The organism is Bradyrhizobium sp. LB13.1 (assembly GCF_054056815.1).
On the sequence record NZ_JBSRYQ010000001.1, the window covers coordinates 418,617 to 438,532 of the forward strand.

A 19,916-nucleotide genomic window follows, 5' to 3' on the forward strand; every position below is an offset into this window, starting at 1 on the left:
CGAACAGCGAAGGCCTTAATCGAAATGGTTGAATTCGCACTTCCGAAGAACTCGAAAATCACCGGCGGCAAGTCCTGGCCGAAGCCCGCGGGCGCGACCGAAACGCGCGAATTCCGCGTCTATCGCTGGAATCCGGACGACGGCAAAAATCCGAGCGTCGACACCTATTACGTCGACACCCATGATTGCGGTCCGATGGTGCTGGACGGCCTGATCTGGATCAAGAACCATATCGACCCGTCGCTGACCTTCCGCCGCTCCTGCCGCGAAGGCGTCTGCGGCTCCTGCGCGATGAACATCGACGGCCAGAACACGCTGGCCTGCACCCGCTCGATGCACGACGTGAAGGACGGCGCGGTGAAGATCAATCCGCTGCCGCACCAGCCGGTGGTGAAGGACCTGGTCCCCGACCTCACCAATTTCTACGCGCAATATGCGTCGATCGAGCCGTGGCTGAAGACGACCTCGCCGACGCCGCAGAAGGAATGGAAGCAGAGCCACGAGGACCGCGAGAAGCTCGACGGCCTCTACGAGTGCATCCTCTGCGCCTGCTGCTCGACCTCCTGCCCGAGCTATTGGTGGAACAGCGAGCGCTATCTCGGTCCCGCCGCGCTGCTCCAGGCCAACCGCTGGGTGTCCGATTCACGGGATGAGGCCACCGGCGAGCGCCTCGACGATCTCGAGGATCCGTTCCGCCTCTACCGCTGCCACACCATCATGAACTGCGCCAAGGCATGCCCGAAGGGCCTCAACCCGGCGGAAGCCATCGCCGAGCTCAAGCTCAAGCTGGTCGAGCGCCAGATCTAGGCGTCATTCATGCTGCGATCCCCGGCCGAAACGGCCGGGGCATTCTATGGCGGGCGCCTGTTGGAGTAGATTTCTCCTCCGCCCCGTGAGCGAGCGCACCGGCGGATTGCAACCTCCGGTTACCGCCACAAGCCGCTTCCTTCCCGGCGTAAAATTCAAGTAAGCTCTCCGGTGTGGGACCGGAGCGACCGTGCAGGGCGCGCAACGCAATTCGCTGAGACTGTTGCAGTGGATGATGGGCGCATCCCTGGCGCTCCCGATTGCGTTGTTCGCGATCGCATCCTCGATCTCCTACACCTCGACACACGACATCGCCGACCGCGAGATCGAGCGCACCCTCGATGTCGCACATGAGCACGCACTCAAGGTGTTCGAGACGATCGACCGCAGCCTCGCCGAGCTCAACGAGGTGGTGCGCGGCCTGCCCGACGACGTCATCCGCTCGCGCGAACCGGCCCTGCACCGCCGCCTGAAGCAGCTGACCTTATCGCTGCCGCAGCTCAAATCGGCCTGGATCTTCGATGCGGACGGAAAGTCGCTGGTCAACAGCCTTGCCTCGCCGCCGCCGGAGCAGAGCTTTGCGGACCGCGACTATTTCTATGCCCATGTCGACCAGACCATCGGCACATTCATCGGCGCCTCGCTGACGCCGCGCGCGCCCTATCAGGGTGCTCGCTTCTTCGGGGTCAGCCGCCGCCGTGACTCCGACGACGGCAGTTTCATCGGCGTGATCCAGGCCTCCGTCCTGCCCGAATATTTCGAGAGCTTCTATGCCAGGATCGGCTCCGATCCCGGCAGCTTCTTCGCGATGGGACGCACCGACGGGGTGGTGCTGGCGCATCTTCCGCGGCTCGACCGCGACCTTCGGCTCGATCCCAACGGACCGGTCGGCCGGAACATCGCAGCTCAGCCCGAGCACGGCCTCATCACCGTCGCATGGGCTTCGGACGGAATCGAGCGCCGCATCGGTTACCGGCGCGTCGCCGAATATCCGATCTATGTCAGCGCGGGGCTCGAGACCTCGGCCATCCGCGCGCGCTGGTTCGCCACCATGGGCCAGCATCTGGTGTTCGGCGTTCCCGCCACCGCGCTGCTGTTCCTGCTGCTGGCGCTGGCGATCCGGCGCACCCAGCATCTCCAGGCCGAGGCCGCAGCGCGACGTGAAGCCGAGGAAGCACTCAAGCACAGCCAGCGCCTGGAGGCGCTCGGGCAGCTCACCGGGGGCGTCGCGCACGATTTCAACAACCTCCTGACCGTGATCCGCGCCTCCGTCGACCTGTTGAACCGGCCGCAACTGAGCGAGGAGCGGCGCCAGCGCTACATCACCGCCATCGCGGACGCGGTCGCACGCGCGGCCAAACTGACATCGCAGCTGCTCGCGTTTGCGCGGCGCCAGACCTTGAAGCCTGAGGTGTTCGACGTCGGCGCGCGGATGCAGTCGCTGCACGACATGCTCGCGACGCTGCTCGGACCCGCGATCGAAATCGCGATGCGGCTGCCGGCCGAGCCCTGCCTCGTCAATGCCGATGCAAGCCAGTTCGAGACGGCGTTGATCAACATGGCGACCAATGCGCGCGATGCCATGCACGGCAAGGGCAGGATCGTTTTCAACGTCGAGACCGTGACGACGATTACGGAGACGCGGGCTCCCGTCTCGGGCAGCCATCACCGTACAGGCACCCATGATCTTCCAGGTCATCTGGGCTTCGTCAGCATTGCCGTCAGCGACACCGGCATCGGCATTCCGGCTGCGCGGCTCGAGCGCATCTTCGAGCCGTTCTTCACCACCAAGCAGGTCGGCCACGGCACCGGTCTCGGCCTGTCGCAGCTGTTCGGCTTCGCCCGGCAGTCCGGCGGCGAGGTGACGGTCACCAGCGAGGTGGGCCAAGGCAGCACCTTCTCGCTCTATCTGCCGCGCGTGGCGCCGCACCTGCTGCCGCAGCGGCAGGCACCGAACACGGCCCCGGCAGTGGCCGGCAGCGGCATGTCGGTGCTGCTGGTCGAGGACAATATCGAGCTCGCCAATTTCGCCGCCGACGGCCTCACCGAACTCGGCTACAGCATCACGCTGGTCGACAATGCAACCGATGCACTCGCCGAGCTGGTCATGGACGCCGATCGCTTCGATGTCGTTTTCTCGGACATCGTGATGTCGGGCATGACCGGGCTCGATCTCGCGCAGGCGATCCGCGACCGCGGCATCGGCGTGCCGGTCGTGCTGACGACCGGCTACAGCGAGGCGCTGTCCCAGGACGGCAATTTCGATTTCGAGCTCGTGCAAAAGCCCTACGCAATCGATCAGCTGTCGCGCATCCTGCATCGGGTCGCCCGGCTCCGCCGGGTGCGTGGCGGCGCTGCCGAATGATCCGGCACATGGAATCAGGACAAGATGATGAGGATGGTCAAGAAGGCGGCGTGAGGCGTAGCTCGGACGGTGCGCAGCTCAATCCGGGAAAGCCCGTACAGACGTCTTCCGCCGTTGGAGTCCCCGGCAAAACCGGTTATGCATGCGCCGCTTACAACGAGGACTCCGACTTGACGACCGACAAGGCTCCTTCGTCCGCGCCATTCGGCGCGTTTGCGCCGAATGCGGCGCAGGCCGCGATCATCGGCCTCGCACAACGCTCGGGGCTGAAGCGCGGCGCATTCCGGCCCTGGATGTCGCGGCTGGTCAATTTGCTGCGCGGTGGTCCCGTCGACGTGACGTATCAGGGCGCCTCGTTCCGGTTCTATCACCAGGGCAGCGCGACCGAGCGCGGTGCGCTGTTCAATCCCGACTACAATCTCGACGAGCTCGACTTCCTGCGCCAGCACACCCCAGCGGGCGGCGTGTTCGTCGACGTCGGCGCCAATGTCGGCACTTTTGCGCTGGTGATGGCGCAGCAGGTCGGGCCATCAGGGAAAGTGGTCGCAATCGAACCGCATCCGATGACGTTTGGGCGGCTCTCATTCAACCAGGCCGCATCGAAAGCGACGCAGGTGCGCCTGGTGCAGGCTGCCGCAGGCGACAGCGACGGCGAGCTCATGATCGAGAGCGGCGGCGGCAATCTCGGCGCCACCCACGTCGTCACCGGCACCGCCAGCGCGGAGGCCATCAAGGTCCCGTCGCTGCGGCTGACGCGCATTCTCGACGAGGCAGACGTCACGAAGGTGGACGCGTTGAAGATCGACGTCGAAGGCTTCGAGGACCGCGTGCTGATCGGCTTCTTCCGCGACGCGCCGCAATCGCTATGGCCGCGCGCGGTGGTGATCGAGCATCTGTCACAAAAGGAATGGCAGCAGGACTGTATTGCCGACATGGTCGCGCGCGGCTTTGCCGTTGCGCGCAAGACGCGGAGCAATACGTTCCTGTCGCGCTGACGACAAACGACGGAGGTTGCGATGATCGACCATATGGGCTTTCCGGTCTCCGACTATGAGCGCGCCAAGGCGTTCTACGCCAAAGCGCTGGCGCCGCTCGGCTACAGCCTGATCATGGAGGTCACGCAGGAGCAGACCGGCCACGATCCGGCCGCCGGCTTCGGCGCCGACGGCAAGCCGGATTTCTGGATCGGCGGCGAGGGCGCGCTGAACAAGCCGGTGCATGTCGCGATCACGGCCAAGGACCGCTCCGCGGTGGACGCGTTCTACAAGGCGGCCTTGGCCGCCGGCGGCCGCGACAATGGACCACCCGGCATTCGGGCGCATTATCATCCGGACTATTACGGCGCGTTCGTGCTCGATCCCGACGGACACAACATCGAGGCGGTTTGCCACGCGCCGGAATAGATAAGTTCCGTTTTTCGGCCGGAACCTCGTTCCGCGCCCGCCGTTGTCGTCTCTTGCAACAGGAGCACGATATGGCCAACGACAATGCCCGCGACGTTGACCGCGATTTGGACCGCGATTTGAACCGCGCCTGGGATCTGATGAAGACGATCGGATTCGCGATGCTGGTGACGCGCGACGGCGACAAGCTCCGGGCGCGGCCGATGAGCGCCTATCTCGATCGCAACGCGAACACGATTTATTTCCTCACCGACGCGCGGCGTCACAAGGACGAGGAGATCGCGCGTCACCCGTCCATCAACCTGTCGTTCGCGGATGCCGGCAGCCAGAAATACGTTTCACTGACAGGCACCGCAATCGTCTCCAACGACCGTGCGAAGATCAAGGAGCTGTTCTCGACGCCGGCCAAGGCGTGGTGGGACTCTGCCGAAGATCCGAACATCCGCGTGCTCAAGGTCACGCCTGATGATGCCGAGTTCTGGGACTCGCCCGGCACCGTGATCTCTTATGTGAAGATGGCGGCTGCGGCGGTGACAAACACGCGGCCCGATATCGGCGATAACCGCAAGGTCTCGATGTAATGCCGATCGAGCCGCCCGAGATTCCGCCGTCGACACCCGGCACGCCCGCCGAGCCGCCGCCGGGGATTCCGCCCGGTAATCCGCAGCCCGAAATCGCGCCGCCGGTGCGCGAGCCCGGCTCGCCAGCGCCGCCCGACGAATTGCCGGGCCGCATGCCTGAAGAGATTCCATCGCGCGGACCGAACGGCCCGCTCACACCGAATCCCGCGAAGGACGCAAGTCCGCCGCGGGATCGCGTTTGAGACCGAGCATCAGGTCTGAGGCAATTGCAACCTGCGCCTGAATGCGCAATGAACGTCACTGTAGTGCGGTGATTTGCGTGCAGAAATAAATCGGGCCACGACCGCTTTGTCCGCCACAATCCGGCCTAACGCGTAGCTGTTCATCCCAACGTGTCGTCAAAGAACCTTCCGGGGAAGTTCACCATCATGACTAATCTTCGTTTCGTGCTGCTTGCCACCACGGCTCTGACCGCGATGCAATTGGCAAACTCGGCATCGCATGCGCAAAGCGCAGCGCCGCTCGTGGTTGCGCAGGCGCAGCCACAGGAAACCGGCCCTGACGGAAAACCGAAGCAGCCGCCGAAGGGACCACCAGCGGCCGCGCCTCCGGCGGCGCCCGCGCGCCCGGCCGCACCGCCGCCCGCAGCTGCACCGCCCCATCCGCCCGCGGCGCCTCCGCCGGCCGCCGCACCGCCGCGCCCAGCAGCGCCGCCACCGCCACCTGCGGCCCGTCCGACGCCCCCACCGCCGCCTGCCGCGCCGAAGCCGCCTTCGCCGCCGCCGGCTGCGGCTCCGCAACAGCATGCGCCGCCTCCGGCACCGCCCGCGGCGCGCCCGGCTCCCACACCGCCGCCCGCCGCAGCTCCGCAGCAGCACGCGCCCACGCCACCGCCGCCTTCGGCTCGCCCGACGCCACCGCCGCCTCCCGCAGCGGGCCCTTCGGGACGGCCCGCGCCTGCTCCCACGGCGACACCTGCTCCGGCACCTGCCGCTCCCACAGCGCGCCCGGCGACGCCTAATGCCCCAACCGCCACGCCCGCTCCGACAGCAACCCCTGCGCCGACTGCAACCCCGGCTCCGCGCAGCACGCCGGGCACGCCGCCGACCGGCCGCCCCGGTGCACCGCCCCCTGGCGGACGTCCTGGCGCGCCTCCGGCTGCAGGGTCACCTGCTCCAGGCGCTACACCCGCACCGACCGCCACGCCGGCACCCGCTGGCGCTCCGACGCCGCCGCCGACCGGACGTCCGGGTTCGGCTCCCGCACCCGGCGCTACCCCGGCCCCGACAGCGACGCCCGCCCCAGGCGGCGCCGTAACGCCCCCACCCGGTCGTCAGGGTGGAACCCCTCCTGCTGGCGCGCCCGCTGCGGGAGCTCCGCCGACCCAGCCGCAGGCAGGTGTCCCACCCCGGCCGACGCCTCCCCCCGGGGCCGCAGCACCGAGCACCGTCCCCGGCTCGGCGGCCGCAACCCCACCGCCCAACAGGGCGCAATACGCTCCGCCGACGGTTGCGCCGGCCTTCCGCGCCGCGCCCACGACGACCACACCCCTGCCTCCACCGCCGCGTCCGCCACAGCGTGATCTGACGCCGATCGCGATCGGTGCAGGTGTCGTCGCCGGTGCTGTGATCGGCGCCACCATCGCCGACTACCGCAACCAGCGCCGCGAATCCGTCGAAGGCGGCCGCACCGTTTACACCGAGCCGGACCGCATCATCGTTCGAGATCCGGGTGGGCAGACATACGTCCGCGGCAACGATCTCTATCGCTTCCGCTATGGCGCCCGCGACATCCGCACCGACACTGTCGGCGGCGATAACCGCACCGTGGTGATCCGTCCCGACGGCAGCGAGATCATCACCGTGGTGGGTCAGGACGGTCGATTGCTGCGTCGAATCCGCAGGGACCCAGCCGGGCGCGAGATCATCATCATCGACAACAGCTACCGCGATCCGCGGTCGGTCGGCGGCTTCTACGTCGACGCGCCGCCTCCGGTGGTCAACATTCCCTACGATCGCTACATCGTCGACGCCGAGGAGGCGTCGCCGGACGTGATCTACCAGACCATGGTGGCACCGCCGGTGCAGCGGATCGATCGCCGCTACACGCTCGACGAGATCCGCTACAGCCCCAATGTTCGCATGCAAATGCCGAGCATCGACGTCAACACGATCAACTTCGAGACAGGATCGTGGACCATCCCACCGGACCAGGCGGAGAAGCTGCAAGCGATCGCCGACGGTCTCAACCGCGCTATCCAGGCCAACCCGCGCGTGGTCTTCCTGATCGAAGGTCACACCGACGCGGTCGGCAACGACGTCGACAATCTGTCATTGTCGGACCGCCGTGCGCAATCCGCGGCCGAATTGCTGACCCAGCAATTCAGTGTGCCGGCTGAGAACCTGACGTCGCAGGGCTACGGCGAGCAGTACCTGAAGGAGCAGACGCAAGAGCCGAGCGCGATCAACCGGCGCGTCACCGTCCGCAACATCACGCCATTGCTCAACGGCGGCCAGGCCTCACTGCCGCCGCCCCCGCCCGGCACTGCGCCGCCGCGCTGAGGCGACACACAAATGCAAAATGGCCGGGAGCGATCCCGGCCATTTTTTTCGTCATTGCGAGGAGCGAAGCGACGACGCAATCCAGACTGCCGCCGCGGAAAGATTCTGGATTGCTTCGCTTCGCTCGCAATGACGAACGAAATCGCAATCCCTGTTCCGGCTAACCCTTGTCGTTCTCCAGCCGGAAGATCTGCGAGCCTTCGCTGCCCGAGAGCAGACCCGTGTCGCTGTAAAGCTTCAGCTTGGCGCGGGTATCGTTGATGTCGAGGTTACGCATGGTGAGCTGACCGATGCGGTCGGCCGGTGTAAACGCCGCGTCCTCCACCTTCTCCATGCTGAGCCGCTCCGGCGCATAGGTGAGGTTGGGGCTCTCGGTGTTGAGGATCGAATAGTCGTTGCCGCGGCGCAGCTCGAGCGCCACCTCGCCGGTGACGGCGCGCGCGACCCAGCGCTGCGCGGTCTCGCGCAGCATCAGGGCCTGCGAATCGAACCAGCGACCCTGATAGAGCAGGCGGCCGAGACGCATGCCGCTGATGCGATATTGTTCGATGGTGTCCTCGTTGTGGATACCGGTGACGAGGCGCTCATAGGCGATGTGCAGCAGCGCCATGCCCGGCGCTTCATAGATGCCGCGGCTCTTGGCTTCGATGATGCGGTTCTCGATCTGGTCGCTCATGCCGAGGCCGTGGCGGCCGCCGATCGCGTTGGCTTCGAGGAACAGCGCGACGGGATCGCTGAAGGTCTGGCCGTTCAGCGCAACCGGCTGACCTTCCTCGAAACGCACCACGACCTTCTCGGCCTTGACGTTGCAGTCGTCGCGCCAGAACGGCACGCCCATGATCGGGTTGACGATCTTGATGCCGCTGTCGAGGCTTTCGAGATCCTTGGCCTCATGCGTGGCGCCGAGCAGATTGCTGTCGGTCGAGTACGCCTTCTCGGCGCTCATCTTGTAGGCAAAGCCCTGCGCCACCATGAAGGCCGACATCTCGGCGCGGCCGCCGAGCTCGTCGATGAACTGCTGGTCGAGCCAGGGCTTGTAGATGCGCAGGCCCGGATTGGTCAGAAGGCCGTAGCGGTAGAAGCGCTCGATGTCGTTGCCCTTGAAGGTCGAGCCGTCGCCCCAGATGTTGACGCCGTCTTCCTTCATCGCCGCGACCAGCATCGTGCCGGTGACGGCGCGGCCGAGCGGCGTGGTGTTGAAATAGGTGATGCCGCCGGTCGAGATGTGGAAGGCGCCGGACTGGATCGCGGCGATGCCTTCGTGGACGAGCTGCGTGCGGCAATCGACCAGCACCGCTTTCTCGGCGCCGAACTCCATCGCCTTGCGCGGGATCTCGTTGTAGTCGGCTTCATCCGGCTGGCCGAGATTGGCGGTATAGGCGTAGCAGCGCGCGCCCTTCTGCTTCATCCAGAGCAGCGCCGCGCTGGTGTCGAGGCCGCCCGAAAAAGCGATACCGACTTTCTCACCCTTGGGCAGGCTTTTCAGGATCGTGGTCATGGGGCTTCCAATCGGTCTCGAAGGGCTGATGTCGTTTCACGGGTTGACCGCGCGATTATCAAATTTCGCGGGTCTCGGCACCCATTTAATGGCTCAAACTGAGGGCTCGGCGCCCGTCTTGCGGCCGAACAGGCGCTGACGAAGCCTGTAGGCGGGCCAGTTCAGCCGGGTCAAGGCGGCATCGACCGCCGCGTCCGAGAACCGGGTCCGCGGCCAGCGGTAGATCAGCGCGAAGGCAAACCAGATCACGACGAAGGTCACGAGGCCGGCGATCGAGACATCGGTGAAGAAGTGGCCGCCGAAGGCCATCCGCAGCCCGCTGGTCACGAGGCCGAACACCACCGCTCCGGCATAAGCGAGCGGCCGCCACGCCGGCGGCGCCAGTGCCGCCGGCGCCAGCGTCCAGAACGCGGTCGCGCCCTCGCCCGAGAAGAACGAGCAGTTGCGCGCGCAGCCGCCGCGCGGATCCCACCACGGCACGAATTGCTGGTCGCCGGCAAACTGCGTCACCACCACCGGGCGCGGCCGACCCCAATAGGTCTTGAAGGTGAGATTGGTCAGGATGCCGGCCGACAGGATGATCGTGACCAGCAGGAAGACGATCGCGCGCCCCGATACCATCAGCGGGCGGTCGGGACGGACCATCTTGACCACAAGCGCGATCAACGGAGGCAGCACGAACGCCCAGGAGACCCACATCGCGGCATCGCGCGCGAAGCCGGCCCAGCCGTTCAGCTTGAGCGGAAACGTCTTGGTGTCAGGGTCGAAGAACAGCGCAGCAAGCTTGAGATCGAGCTCGGGATAGACGCCGAAAACGACGCCGATCACGAGCCACAGCGCCAGGGCGATGAAGAGTCCGGTCCGGTTCATGGCGCGCGGTTTAGCGGAGTGGGGCGGGGATGGAAACCCCGGCGGAAGCCAGGAAAGTCACCGCGAATCCGGCCTTGAATTCGCCGGCAGCGGCGGAGGCGGCGTGCGCGGGGGCGGCGGATTACGCCAGGCACCGGCGTTGCGGCCGGCGATCAGCCAATAGACGATTCCGGCGACAATACCGGCACCGGTCATGATCTCCAGATGCCGCCGCACCACGCCCTCGAACTGCAACGTATCGGGGTGAAAGGGGATCAGACCGAGATAGCAGGCGAGCCCGACGATGCCACCGCCGCCGGCGTAGGCAAGCGCGCTGCGGATGTAGAGCGCTTCGGTGATCGCGACGATCACCGCCGCCGGCACCAGCGCAAAGCCCGAGACGAAGATGAAGCCGAAGCCGAGCAGGATGTCGATCGCGCCCTGATCGACGGGGCCGGCGCCAAGATCGGCAAATTCCGGAAACAGCAGCGCGACGACGACGATCATCCCGCCGACGAAACAGGCGGCGAGGAAGCCGATGAAAATGACGATGAGGCGGCCGATCAGGGACATGACGCCAAAACCACCGTCATTGCGAGGAGCCCGCGACAAAATTGCGAAGCAATTTTGCGCTGGTGCGACGAAGCAATCCAGACTGCTTCCGCGGTGACATTCTGGATTGCTTCGCTTCGCTCGCAATGACGAGGAGGCGAGAGCGCGAGCATGATCAGGTCAATCCGTCATCGCCATGGCGCGCAGCGTCTGGCGTTCGCGCACCGAGAGCTTTTCAGTTTCCGACTTGAGCTGGCCGCAAGCGGCGAGAATATCGCGGCCGCGCGGAGTGCGCACCGGCGAGGAATAGCCGGCGTTGAAGATGTATTCGGAGAACTTTTCGATCTGGTCCCAATCCGAACATTCATAGGCCGTGCCGGGCCAGGGATTGAACGGGATCAGATTGATCTTGGCGTGAACGCCCTTGAGCAATTTCACCAGCAGCTTCGCATCGTCGAGCGAATCGTTGACGCCCTTGAGCATCACATATTCGAAGGTGATGCGGCGCGCGTTGGACGCGCCGGGATAATCTCGGCAGGCTTGCAGCAGCTCGGCGATCGGATATTTGCGATTGAGCGGCACGAGCTCGTTGCGCAGCTCGTCACGCACCGCATGCAGCGAGATCGCGAGCATCACGCCGATCTCGTCACCGGCACGCACGATGTTCGGCACCACGCCCGACGTCGATAGCGTGATGCGTCGGCGGGAGATGCCGATGCCTTCATTGTCGCCGACGATGAGCAGTGCATCGCGCACCGCCTCGAAATTGTAGAGCGGCTCGCCCATGCCCATCATCACGATGTTGGTGACACGACGCGTGCCGTCCTCGCGATCGGCCCAGTCATTCAGACGATCCCGCGCGACCATCACCTGTCCCACGATCTCGCCGGCGGTGAGATTGCGCACCAGCCGCTGCGTGCCGGTGTGGCAGAAGGAGCAATTCAGCGTGCAGCCGACCTGGGAGGACACACACAGCGTGCCGCGATCGGTTTCGGGGATGTAGACGCACTCGACTTCATGCGCCCGCTCGACATTGTCGCCGCTCGGCAGCCGAAGCAGCCATTTGCGGGTGCCGTCGTTGGAGACCTGCTCCGCCACGACTTCGGGCCGGTCGACGGTGAAGCGCTCAGCGAGATCGGTCCGAATGCCCTTCGAGATCGACGTCATATCGTCGAAGCTCCGGGCGCCGCGGAAATAGAGCCAATGCCACAGCTGCTGCACGCGCATCTTGCGCTGCGCCGGCGCGACGCCGATCTCGCCGAGGCAATCGGCAAGCTCGGTGCGCGACAGACCGACGAGCGAGGGCCTCGCCGGCGGCACATAGGTTTCGAGCGGAGTCTTCTCCACCAGTGTTGCGTTGTGCGGCTCGGTCATCGGTTGCCTGAGATTGCTGTGTCTCGTCATGGCCGGGCTTGTCCCGGGCATCCACGTTCTTTATCCGCCCGTAGCCAGCGCGTGGATGGCCGGGACAAGCCCGGCCATGACGGCTGTACCTTGGGAATAGCCCCTATATAGCAACCGAAACCGCCGATTGCGACCGTGATACCGCCCGCAGCCTTAACGCCTGCAATCCTGCGAAATCCGGTCAAGCGCCTGCGCGAGGCCCTTCAGCGAGAAGGTGTCGGTTGTCTCGGTTCCCTTGGCTGAGACGCCCTTGACCACGAGATCGGCGGATTTGCGCATGGCCTCGACCATCCGCTCTTCCTCGGCCGCGTTCTTGATCCAGAGACCGTCGCCTTGCGAGTACATGGCGAAAGCGCCGCCGCCGACTTCGACCGAGGATTCGGAGCCCGGCTTCAGCGCGTAGCCGATCATGACCGAGACTTCGTTGTTGACCTTCTCCGCCGGGCGGGTGGAGACGAAGGCATAGGCAGGATCGCGCGGCCGATTCGGCGGGTTGGTCTTCGACGACGACGGCTTGGCCAGCGCGAAGCAGACCTTTTTGCCGTTGGGCGCGGCCGAATAGGCGCCCCAGGTGCCGAACTGGCCGATCAGGGTTGGCTCGGCGCCGCCCGCAACCGCCGCGGGAGGGGCCATCGGCTTGCTCTCGGGCTTTGCAGCCGTCTTTCCGGTCGTATGGACCGCCGGCGCAGCCGATTTCGGCGCGGCCTCCTTCGGGGCAGTATTGGGCGCCGGTTGCGCCGTCTGCGCCCGCGCGGAATCGGTGATTCCACCGGCTGCCACGCCAGTCATTAGAGCTAAAATCAGCACCCGCCACATGCTGGAGTGGTTCCCTCAATATTGTGACTGGAAGATGGCCCGGCCGCGCGTTGTCCCCGCGGCAGGGATAGCCGGAAAAGTCCAATTTGGGAAGGCAGTTAGCGAAGGTCGCGGTGACTAGGCCCTGGATCGCGCCGCGCGCTGCTCCGACCATTGCGCATCGGTCCAGCGCAACAAATCCTCGGCGCCGGAGCTGCGCAAATGCGCGCCACCGTCGATCACCACCATCTCGCCGTTGATGTAGCCGGCACGATCGGAGACCAGAAAGCTGGCGAGGTCGGCAAGCTCGCTGTGCTCGCCGGCGCGCCCCATCGGGTTGCGCGCGGCCCACCCTTCGTCGCGGCCCTCGGGACGAAGCTGCCCTGAGGCACCAGCGGTCGGGAACGGTCCCGGCGCGATCGCGACGGTGCGGATGCCCTTCGGGCCCCACTCGACCGCAAGACTCCTGGTCATCGCCAGCACCGCCGACTTCGCCATCGCCGACGGCACGGTGAAGGCGCGGCCGGTGATGGTCGATGTCGAGAGAATCGAGAGCACGACGCCGCCATGCTTGCCCTCGATCCAGCGCTTGCCGGCGGCAAGCGTGCAATACATCGCGCCATGCAGCATCGGCGCGAGGATCGCATCCGCTGCACGGAACGATAGACGCTCACTCTGCGCGATGAAGGTCGCAGCGGCATTGTTGACGAGAATATCGAGCGGCGCCTCGCGCCAGATGGCATCCATCATGTTCTCGACGGCGGCGCCGTCGCGGATATCGCAGGCCACGGTGGTGATCTTGCCGCCGGTCTCTTCGCGCATCTCGCTCGCCGTCGCTTCCAGGCGATCGAGCTTGCGACCGCAGATCACGAGCTCCGCACCGAGCGCAAGGAAGCGGCGCCCCATCGCCGCGCCGAGACCCGAGCCACCACCGGTGACGAGGATGCGCTTGTCCCTAAGCAGGCTCGTTTCAAACATCGTTTGAATCCTTCTTGTTTCTTCTTGCTCCGTCATCGCGAGCGAAGCGAAGCAATCCAGACTATTTCCGCCGCGCGGTTTCTGGATTGGCTTCGCTGCGCTCGCAACGACGCGAGGATAGGCCGACGCATGCTCTCTGACAAAGAATCCGGATTGTCGGGTCGCATTAAATCCGGCAGAAACGGACAAACTATAATTCCACTCGAAACGCCCAAGGTGCCGCCATGAAAGCCATCCTCTGCTCGCAATATTGCCAGCCCGACGATCTCGTTCTGGCCGACGTGCCGGATCCGGTGGCAGGTCCCGGCGAAGCTGTGATCGCGATCAAGGCGGCGGCGCTGAACTTCTTCGACATCCTGATGATCCAGGGCAAGTACCAGATCAAGCCGCCGTTCCCGTTCTCGCCGGCCGCCGAAGTCGCGGGCGTGATCGAGAGCGTCGGTCCCGGCGTGACCGACGTGAAGGTCGGCGACCGCGTCGTGGCCTCCTGCGGCCACAACGGCGCGCGCGAAAAGATCGCGCTGCCGGCGGCATCGATCGTGAAGATTCCCGACAATCTCGACTATGACCGCGCGGCCGGCATCATCATCATCTACGGCACGGCGCTGCATGCGCTGGAAGATCGCGCGAGCCCGAAGCCGGGCGAGACGCTCGCGGTGCTGGGCGCCGCCGGGGGCACGGGCCTTGCCGCCTGCGAGCTCGGCAAGCTGATGGGCCTGAAGGTGATCGCCTGCGCCTCGTCGGACGAGAAGCTCGAATTCGCGAAAGCGCATGGCGCCGAGCTGACGTTGAACTACGGCAAGGAAGATTTGAAGGAAGGCTTGCGAAAACTCACCGGCGGCAAGGGCGTCGACATCATCTTCGATCCGGTTGGTGGCACCTATGCCGAGCAGGCGTTGCGCTCGATCGCCTGGGAGGGCCGCTTCCTGGTGATCGGCTTTGCCGCCGGCGACATTCCGAAGATGCCGCTGAACCTCGCACTGCTGAAGGGCTGCGACATCCGCGGCGTGTTCTGGGGCGCCTGGACGCGCATCAACCCGGAAAAGAACCGCGCCAATCTCGAGAAGCTCGTGAAGTGGACGGCGGAAGGAAAAATCTCCTCGCATGTCGACCGCGTCTTCCCGCTGGCACAGACTGCCGACGCGCTGAAGGTGCTCGCGGGACGCCAGGCCATGGGCAAGGTGATCTTGCATCCGTGAGGTCAGGGACGACGCAGTCGCCCACATGCGCAACCGTCATCTCGCGAAAGCCGGCGCTGCTGAAGCTGCGCCGGTTTTTTCGTGCGCGCTCCATGGTGAAAATGCCATCAACCATCACCGCCAAAATTGCGGTGCATTCCCCCGCTTCGCCGTAATCAAACCCAAATGTTTCCCAATTCGCACAAACCGCCGTCGTTTTTTGGGCTGAATCGGACGGCGATTTACCGGTTCCAGTTTGCGGGGCGCTTCTGGACAACAACAAGAAGACTGGAGCCGGGAAGGCCCCTGCGTTGCGTAATAATGGGGAGCATCACACCATGGAGACGACGGCATACCGTCCGTCCAGGGAGTCGGGGGCGTTCGACTCCGATCAATCTGCGTCACATCCGCCTGCCAGGTCCTACATCCGTGCGCGCGCCGCACGGGCCGATATTTCAGTCGATCCAATGCCGCTGTTCCTGTCCGATCCGCTCGGGGCACCGGACCCATTGGAGTACGCGCCACCGGGTTTGCGTCCCAGAACGAGGATGGTCTCGCGCGTTCTGGCCGCCATTCTGGTGGCGTCCACCCTCGCGATCCCGGTCACGTTGTTTCAGTCCGACCTTCGCCGGCTGCTGGCCGGCGATGCCGGAGGCTGGACCGACACAGCCCCGCAGCAAATTGCGACACCGGTCGGTCCGCCGGCCGCCCGGCAGACCCCGCTGAAGGATCCCGCCCGCGTAACCAACCCGATGCTGGCGAGCGCCGACCCGCAGGCCCTCCCTGCACCGTCGACGCCAAGCCGCGAAGCGATCGCGACCGCCTATCAGATCGCGCTGCAAACCCAAGGTCCCGTGCCGGCACCGGCGCCGCTCGTGGCGCAGCTTCCACCACCCGAGCCCGTCAGGGCACTCGATGCCGAGACGCTGGCAGGGCTGATGACGCGCGCAAGGAGCCTGATCGGCATCGGCGACATCACATCGGCGCGTTTGCTGCTCGAACGCGCGGCCAATGCTGGGGATGCAACGGCCGCGCTTCTGCTCGCACAGAGCTATGACCCCGCGGTGCTTGGCACCAGCGACGCGCGGAGCGTCATTGCCGACGCATCGGTCGCACGTGACTGGTACCAGCGAGCTGCATCACTCGGATCTGCGGAGGCACGCCAGCGCCTCGCCCGGTTTCAGAACTAGAACTCTTCAGGGAACATCATGCGTAACACTTTGCGAATGGCGCTTGCCGCCATCATGACGATCTGTGCCTTCACCGCCCGCGCCGAGCAGACCGAATACGATCCGGCGAAAGTATCGGACAGTTTGAAAGCCATCTTCCAGTTCGGCTCGAGCTCGACCAAGCAGGCGCTGAACGCCAACACCGTCACGCTGATAACAGGCACGATCGGCGGCACCTATGTGCAGTTCGGCGCCGATCTCGCCTCCGTGCTCGACGACGGCAACAAGATTCGCGTGCTGCCGATCGTCGGCCGTGGCTCGGTACAGAGCGTCGCCGACATCCTGTTCCTGCAAGGCGTCGATCTCGGCGTCGTGCGGGCCGACACGCTCGACTATCTCGAGCGCAAGGGTTTTGCCAAGGACATCAAGCGGCAGTTCACCTATGTGACAAAACTCTACAACGAGGAGATGCAGGTGATCGCACCGAAATCGGTTGCGACGCTCAAAGACCTCGAAGGCAAGACTGTCAGCGTCGATCTGCCGAACGGCGGCACCTTCGTCACCGCGCTCACCGTGTTCGAACGGCTCGGGATCAAGGCAAAATTCGTCTATGTCGAGCAGCGCATCGCGATGGAAAAGCTGAAGGCCGGCGAGATCGACGCCGTCATCGTGGTCGGCGGCAAGCCATACAAATCGGTCTCGACGTTCGGCAATGACGGCCGCTTCCATCTTGCGAAGGTCGACTATGCCAAGCCGCTCCAGAACGACTATCTGCCGGCGACGCTGACTGCAAAGGACTATCCGAACCTGATCAAGGAGGGCGAAAGCGTCGACACGATCGCGGTGCCGGCGGTGCTCGCGGCTTATAATTGGGCGCCCAACACCGAGCGCTACCGCAAGCTCGCGCTGTTCGTGGACGCGTTCTTCACGAAATTCCCTGCGCTCCAGAACCCGCCTTTCCATCCCAAATGGAAGGAGGTTTCGCTCGCGGCACCGCTGTCCGGCTGGAGCCGATTGCCGGTGGCGCAGCAATGGCTCGACAAACACGGCGTCGAGCCAGTGACGCAGAAGCGCTTCGAGGCCTTTTTGAAGCAGAGCTCCACGGCTGCGAAAGTCTCCGACGCGGACAGGGAGACGCTCTTCAAGCAATTCCAGGCGTGGGACGCGGAGAAGGCGCGGGCGCAAGCTGGGCCGGAGAAGAAGTAGTGAGCGCTCGTATCCACACACTCAGTCGTCATCGCCCGGCTTGATGACCGGGCGATCCAGTACCCCGGACGCGGCAATGATTGAACCGAACGGTCGCGGCGTACTGGATTCCCCGCCTTCGCGGGGAATGACAGCGTGCTTGTGGCGAACGCTACGACACGGCTCCTAGATCGCCTCCACCTCATCCACCCCGCGCTTCAGTGCGGCGCGGGCGGCTTCGCGATGCTCGTTCGTGATGTGGCTGGCGACCATGCGGATCGCGGTGGCGAGCACGGCGGCGTCATCGGTGAAGCCGAGGATCGGCATCACGTCGGGAACGAAGTCGAACGGCAGGATGAAATAGGCGATCGCCCCGAGCAGCGACGCCTGGATATGGCGCGGCGTCTGCCGGTCGAAGGCGCAGTAATAGGCGGCGAGCAGATCCTCTGCGAAAGGCAGTTGCGCGGCGACACGCTTCAGCTTGCGCCAGAAACGGCGGCGCACGCTCTCGCGATCTTCCGCGAGCCGGTCGGCCGGCTCGAAACCAACGCTGTGCTCGGCAGCCATGGTCGACAAACTCCACTTCAGCCAAGGGCGGCGTCAGAGCGGCAGATCGCCGCATCGCGTGCTGATCACAAGATGGGGGACGCGGCAGCGCCTCGCAAGATGTCAGCCTGGTGTCAGCTTGGCGATGGCGTTCATCGCCTTGGCGAGCTCGATGTCGAGCGCGGTGACGCCGCCGGCATCATGGGTCGCCAGCACCACCTCCACCGTCTTGTAGACGTTGCGCCATTCGGGGTGGTGGTCCATCTTTTCGGCGACCAGCGCGACGCGTGCCATAAAGCCGAACGCCTCGTTGAAATCCTTGAAGACAAAGGTCTTCCCGATCGCGTCGCGTCCTTGAACCACGGTCCAGCCAGGGAGTCCGCCCAGCGCCTGTCTGCGCGCCTCCGCCTCGAGCCGTTCTGCCATCGTCGCCTCCGTCCTTCAGGGGAACTTTACCCTAACACCGTGCTGGCGCCCCGGGTTCATACGGGATTTGTGCCGTCCGCTAACCATGACGGAGATGTAACCCCGCCGGACAGGAAATTTGCTACACTTGCGGGTGTAAATCGCCGGCCAAGATGAAACTGAACCTCAAGCGACCGTTCGGGAGATCGATGACCGGGGGATTGGACCTGGCCGAAGCGCCCACCCCGCCTTCGCCGCGATCAGCGGCGCGGAAGACGGCGCTCGTGTCTCTGGCACTCGTGCTTGCGATCGTGGGCGCGCTTGCCGGCGGCTATTATTTCGCGATGCGGCCGGTGACGCTGAAGATCGCGGTCGGTCCCGCCAACAGCGATGACCTCAAGGTCGTGCAGGCGCTGACGCAGGCCTTCACTCAGAACAAGAGTCAGGTGCGGCTTCGGCCGATCCAGACCGACGGCGCCACAGCCAGCGCCGAGGCGCTCGCGGAAAGCAGGGTTGATCTCGCCATCGTGCGCGGCGACGTCGACGTGCCGAAGAACGCGCAAGCGGTCGCGACCCTGCGCAAGAACGTCGTGGTGCTGTGGACCGTGCCCGGCAAGGGCAAGAAGAAGGGCGCGAAGATCACCAAGATCGCGCAGCTCGCCGGCCATCGGGTCGGGGTGATCGGCCGCACCCAGGCTAACGTCAATCTGCTCAAGGTGATCCTCCAGCAATACGGCGTCGATCCTGCCAAGGTCGAGGTCATACAGTTCCCCGCCAACGAAGCCGCCGAGGCGATCAAGGCCCAGAAGGCCGATGCCTATCTCGCGGCCGGCCCTGTCAACAGCAAGATTACGTCGGACGCGATCGCCGCCACTGCCAGGGAAGGCGGCACGCCGGTCTTCCTCGCGATCGATTCCGCGGATGCGATCGCGCAGAACCATCCGGTTTATGAAGCCTCGGAGATTCCGGCCGGCACCTATGGCGGCTCACCCGTTCGCCCCGACGACGAGGTCAAGACGATCAGCTTTTCGCACCACATCGTGGCGCGCAAAGGCGTATCCGAAACCAACATCGCCGCGTTCACGCGCCAGCTTTTTGCCGTGCGCCAGCAACTGGTGACTGAATTCCCGCTGGCGGCGAAGATCGAAACGCCCGACACCGACAAGGATGCGGTGATCCCGGTGCATCCCGGCGCGGCCGCCTTCGTCGACGGCGAGGAAAAGACCTTCCTCGACAAATACAGCGATTACATCTGGTGGACCCTGATGGCGCTCTCGGCCATGGGCTCGATCGGCGCCTGGTTTGCGGGCTATTTGAAGAAGGACGAGCGCGACAACAACAACCATCAGCGTGAACGCCTGCTCGACATGATCGCGGCGGCACGCAAGAGCGAGACGACCGAAGACCTTGACCAGATGCAGACCGAGGCCGACGACATCCTGCGCAATACGCTGCGCTGCTTCGATCACGGCGCGGTCGAAGAAGCCGCGCTCACCGCCTTCAACATCGCGCTCGACCAGTTCCACGCGGCCGTCGCCGATCGTAAGGCTGTGCTGTTTAGCCTGCCGCAGAACCTGCAACGTGCGGGCGCGCAGTTCAGGGCCGCCGGCAGCGCGTAATCGCTGCGTCACATTGTCTCG

General features: G+C 65.1%; 19 protein-coding genes. 11 read left to right on the forward strand and 8 right to left on the reverse strand.

Features of this window, described 5'->3' with window-relative positions:
* Positions 1-24 precede the first annotated feature (24 nt).
* From ACVWYI_RS01995 to ACVWYI_RS02025, 7 genes are all read left to right on the forward strand, one after another.
* Complete coding sequence (locus tag ACVWYI_RS01995; RefSeq protein WP_247444127.1) at positions 25-807, forward strand: succinate dehydrogenase iron-sulfur subunit; 783 nt, start codon at positions 25-27, stop codon at positions 805-807.
* Positions 808-997: 190 nt separating this feature from the next.
* A complete protein-coding gene (locus ACVWYI_RS02000; RefSeq protein ID WP_456661077.1) occupies positions 998-3,172 on the forward strand; it encodes an ATP-binding protein in 2,175 nt (724 codons plus the stop codon).
* 170 nt (positions 3,173-3,342) lie between these two features.
* Positions 3,343-4,167: an FkbM family methyltransferase gene (locus ACVWYI_RS02005; protein ID WP_247344576.1), complete on the forward strand. Its 825-nt coding sequence runs from the start codon at positions 3,343-3,345 to the stop codon at positions 4,165-4,167.
* A 21-nt stretch (positions 4,168-4,188) separates the two neighbouring features.
* Complete coding sequence (locus ACVWYI_RS02010; RefSeq protein ID WP_247344580.1) at positions 4,189-4,575, forward strand: VOC family protein; 387 nt, start codon at positions 4,189-4,191, stop codon at positions 4,573-4,575.
* A gap of 71 nt (positions 4,576-4,646) precedes the next feature.
* Positions 4,647-5,156, forward strand: coding sequence for a pyridoxamine 5'-phosphate oxidase family protein (locus ACVWYI_RS02015; RefSeq protein WP_456661078.1), 510 nt, complete (start codon positions 4,647-4,649; stop codon positions 5,154-5,156).
* A complete protein-coding gene (locus tag ACVWYI_RS02020) occupies positions 5,156-5,398 on the forward strand; it encodes a hypothetical protein (RefSeq protein WP_247344586.1) in 243 nt (80 codons plus the stop codon). The genes ACVWYI_RS02015 and ACVWYI_RS02020 overlap by 1 nt, the downstream gene beginning before the upstream one ends.
* Before the next feature lie 186 nt (positions 5,399-5,584).
* Positions 5,585-7,717, forward strand: coding sequence for an OmpA family protein (locus tag ACVWYI_RS02025; protein WP_247448481.1), 2,133 nt, complete (start codon positions 5,585-5,587; stop codon positions 7,715-7,717).
* A gap of 160 nt (positions 7,718-7,877) precedes the next feature.
* Here the strand turns inward: ACVWYI_RS02025 and argG are convergent, their stop codons facing one another.
* The 6 genes from argG to ACVWYI_RS02055 all read right to left on the reverse strand — a co-directional run bounded on the left by argG (position 7,878) and on the right by ACVWYI_RS02055 (position 13,793).
* A complete protein-coding gene (argG, locus tag ACVWYI_RS02030; RefSeq protein ID WP_456661079.1) occupies positions 7,878-9,215 on the reverse strand; it encodes an argininosuccinate synthase in 1,338 nt (445 codons plus the stop codon).
* 93 nt (positions 9,216-9,308) lie between these two features.
* Positions 9,309-10,085, reverse strand: a complete 777-nt coding sequence (locus ACVWYI_RS02035; RefSeq protein WP_247352390.1) for a phosphatase PAP2 family protein — start codon at positions 10,083-10,085, stop codon at positions 9,309-9,311.
* A gap of 57 nt (positions 10,086-10,142) precedes the next feature.
* Complete coding sequence (locus ACVWYI_RS02040; protein ID WP_247352392.1) at positions 10,143-10,637, reverse strand: hypothetical protein; 495 nt, start codon at positions 10,635-10,637, stop codon at positions 10,143-10,145.
* Positions 10,638-10,796: 159 nt separating this feature from the next.
* Positions 10,797-11,990: a 23S rRNA (adenine(2503)-C(2))-methyltransferase RlmN gene (gene rlmN / locus ACVWYI_RS02045; RefSeq protein WP_247352395.1), complete on the reverse strand. Its 1,194-nt coding sequence runs from the start codon at positions 11,988-11,990 to the stop codon at positions 10,797-10,799.
* A 183-nt stretch (positions 11,991-12,173) separates the two neighbouring features.
* Complete coding sequence (locus ACVWYI_RS02050) at positions 12,174-12,836, reverse strand: invasion associated locus B family protein (RefSeq protein WP_456661080.1); 663 nt, start codon at positions 12,834-12,836, stop codon at positions 12,174-12,176.
* 117 nt (positions 12,837-12,953) lie between these two features.
* Positions 12,954-13,793: an SDR family oxidoreductase gene (locus tag ACVWYI_RS02055; RefSeq protein ID WP_456661081.1), complete on the reverse strand. Its 840-nt coding sequence runs from the start codon at positions 13,791-13,793 to the stop codon at positions 12,954-12,956.
* Positions 13,794-14,017: 224 nt separating this feature from the next.
* Here ACVWYI_RS02055 and ACVWYI_RS02060 point away from each other — a divergent pair, with 224 nt between their 5' ends.
* The 3 genes from ACVWYI_RS02060 (at position 14,018) to ACVWYI_RS02070 (ending at position 17,346) form a co-directional block, all read left to right on the forward strand.
* Positions 14,018-14,992: an NADPH:quinone oxidoreductase family protein gene (locus tag ACVWYI_RS02060; protein ID WP_456661082.1), complete on the forward strand. Its 975-nt coding sequence runs from the start codon at positions 14,018-14,020 to the stop codon at positions 14,990-14,992.
* Between the two features lie 446 nt (positions 14,993-15,438).
* Positions 15,439-16,161 (forward strand): hypothetical protein, encoded by a 723-nt coding sequence (locus ACVWYI_RS02065; RefSeq protein ID WP_456661083.1) that lies wholly within the window; start codon positions 15,439-15,441, stop codon positions 16,159-16,161.
* A gap of 18 nt (positions 16,162-16,179) precedes the next feature.
* Positions 16,180-17,346: a TAXI family TRAP transporter solute-binding subunit gene (locus ACVWYI_RS02070; RefSeq protein ID WP_456661084.1), complete on the forward strand. Its 1,167-nt coding sequence runs from the start codon at positions 16,180-16,182 to the stop codon at positions 17,344-17,346.
* Between the two features lie 165 nt (positions 17,347-17,511).
* On the opposite strand, the gene ACVWYI_RS02075 is transcribed toward ACVWYI_RS02070, so the two are convergent.
* Both ACVWYI_RS02075 and ACVWYI_RS02080 read right to left on the reverse strand, forming a co-directional pair.
* Complete coding sequence (locus tag ACVWYI_RS02075; RefSeq protein ID WP_354106563.1) at positions 17,512-17,892, reverse strand: YkvA family protein; 381 nt, start codon at positions 17,890-17,892, stop codon at positions 17,512-17,514.
* Between the two features lie 102 nt (positions 17,893-17,994).
* The gene (locus tag ACVWYI_RS02080) at positions 17,995-18,297 is read right to left on the reverse strand and encodes a 4a-hydroxytetrahydrobiopterin dehydratase (RefSeq protein ID WP_247352408.1); all 303 of its coding nucleotides are present in this window, start codon (positions 18,295-18,297) and stop codon (positions 17,995-17,997) included.
* 152 nt (positions 18,298-18,449) lie between these two features.
* Here ACVWYI_RS02080 and ACVWYI_RS02085 point away from each other — a divergent pair, with 152 nt between their 5' ends.
* The gene (locus ACVWYI_RS02085) at positions 18,450-19,895 is read left to right on the forward strand and encodes a TAXI family TRAP transporter solute-binding subunit (RefSeq protein WP_354048415.1); all 1,446 of its coding nucleotides are present in this window, start codon (positions 18,450-18,452) and stop codon (positions 19,893-19,895) included.
* The last annotated feature ends 21 nt before the right edge of the window (positions 19,896-19,916 follow it).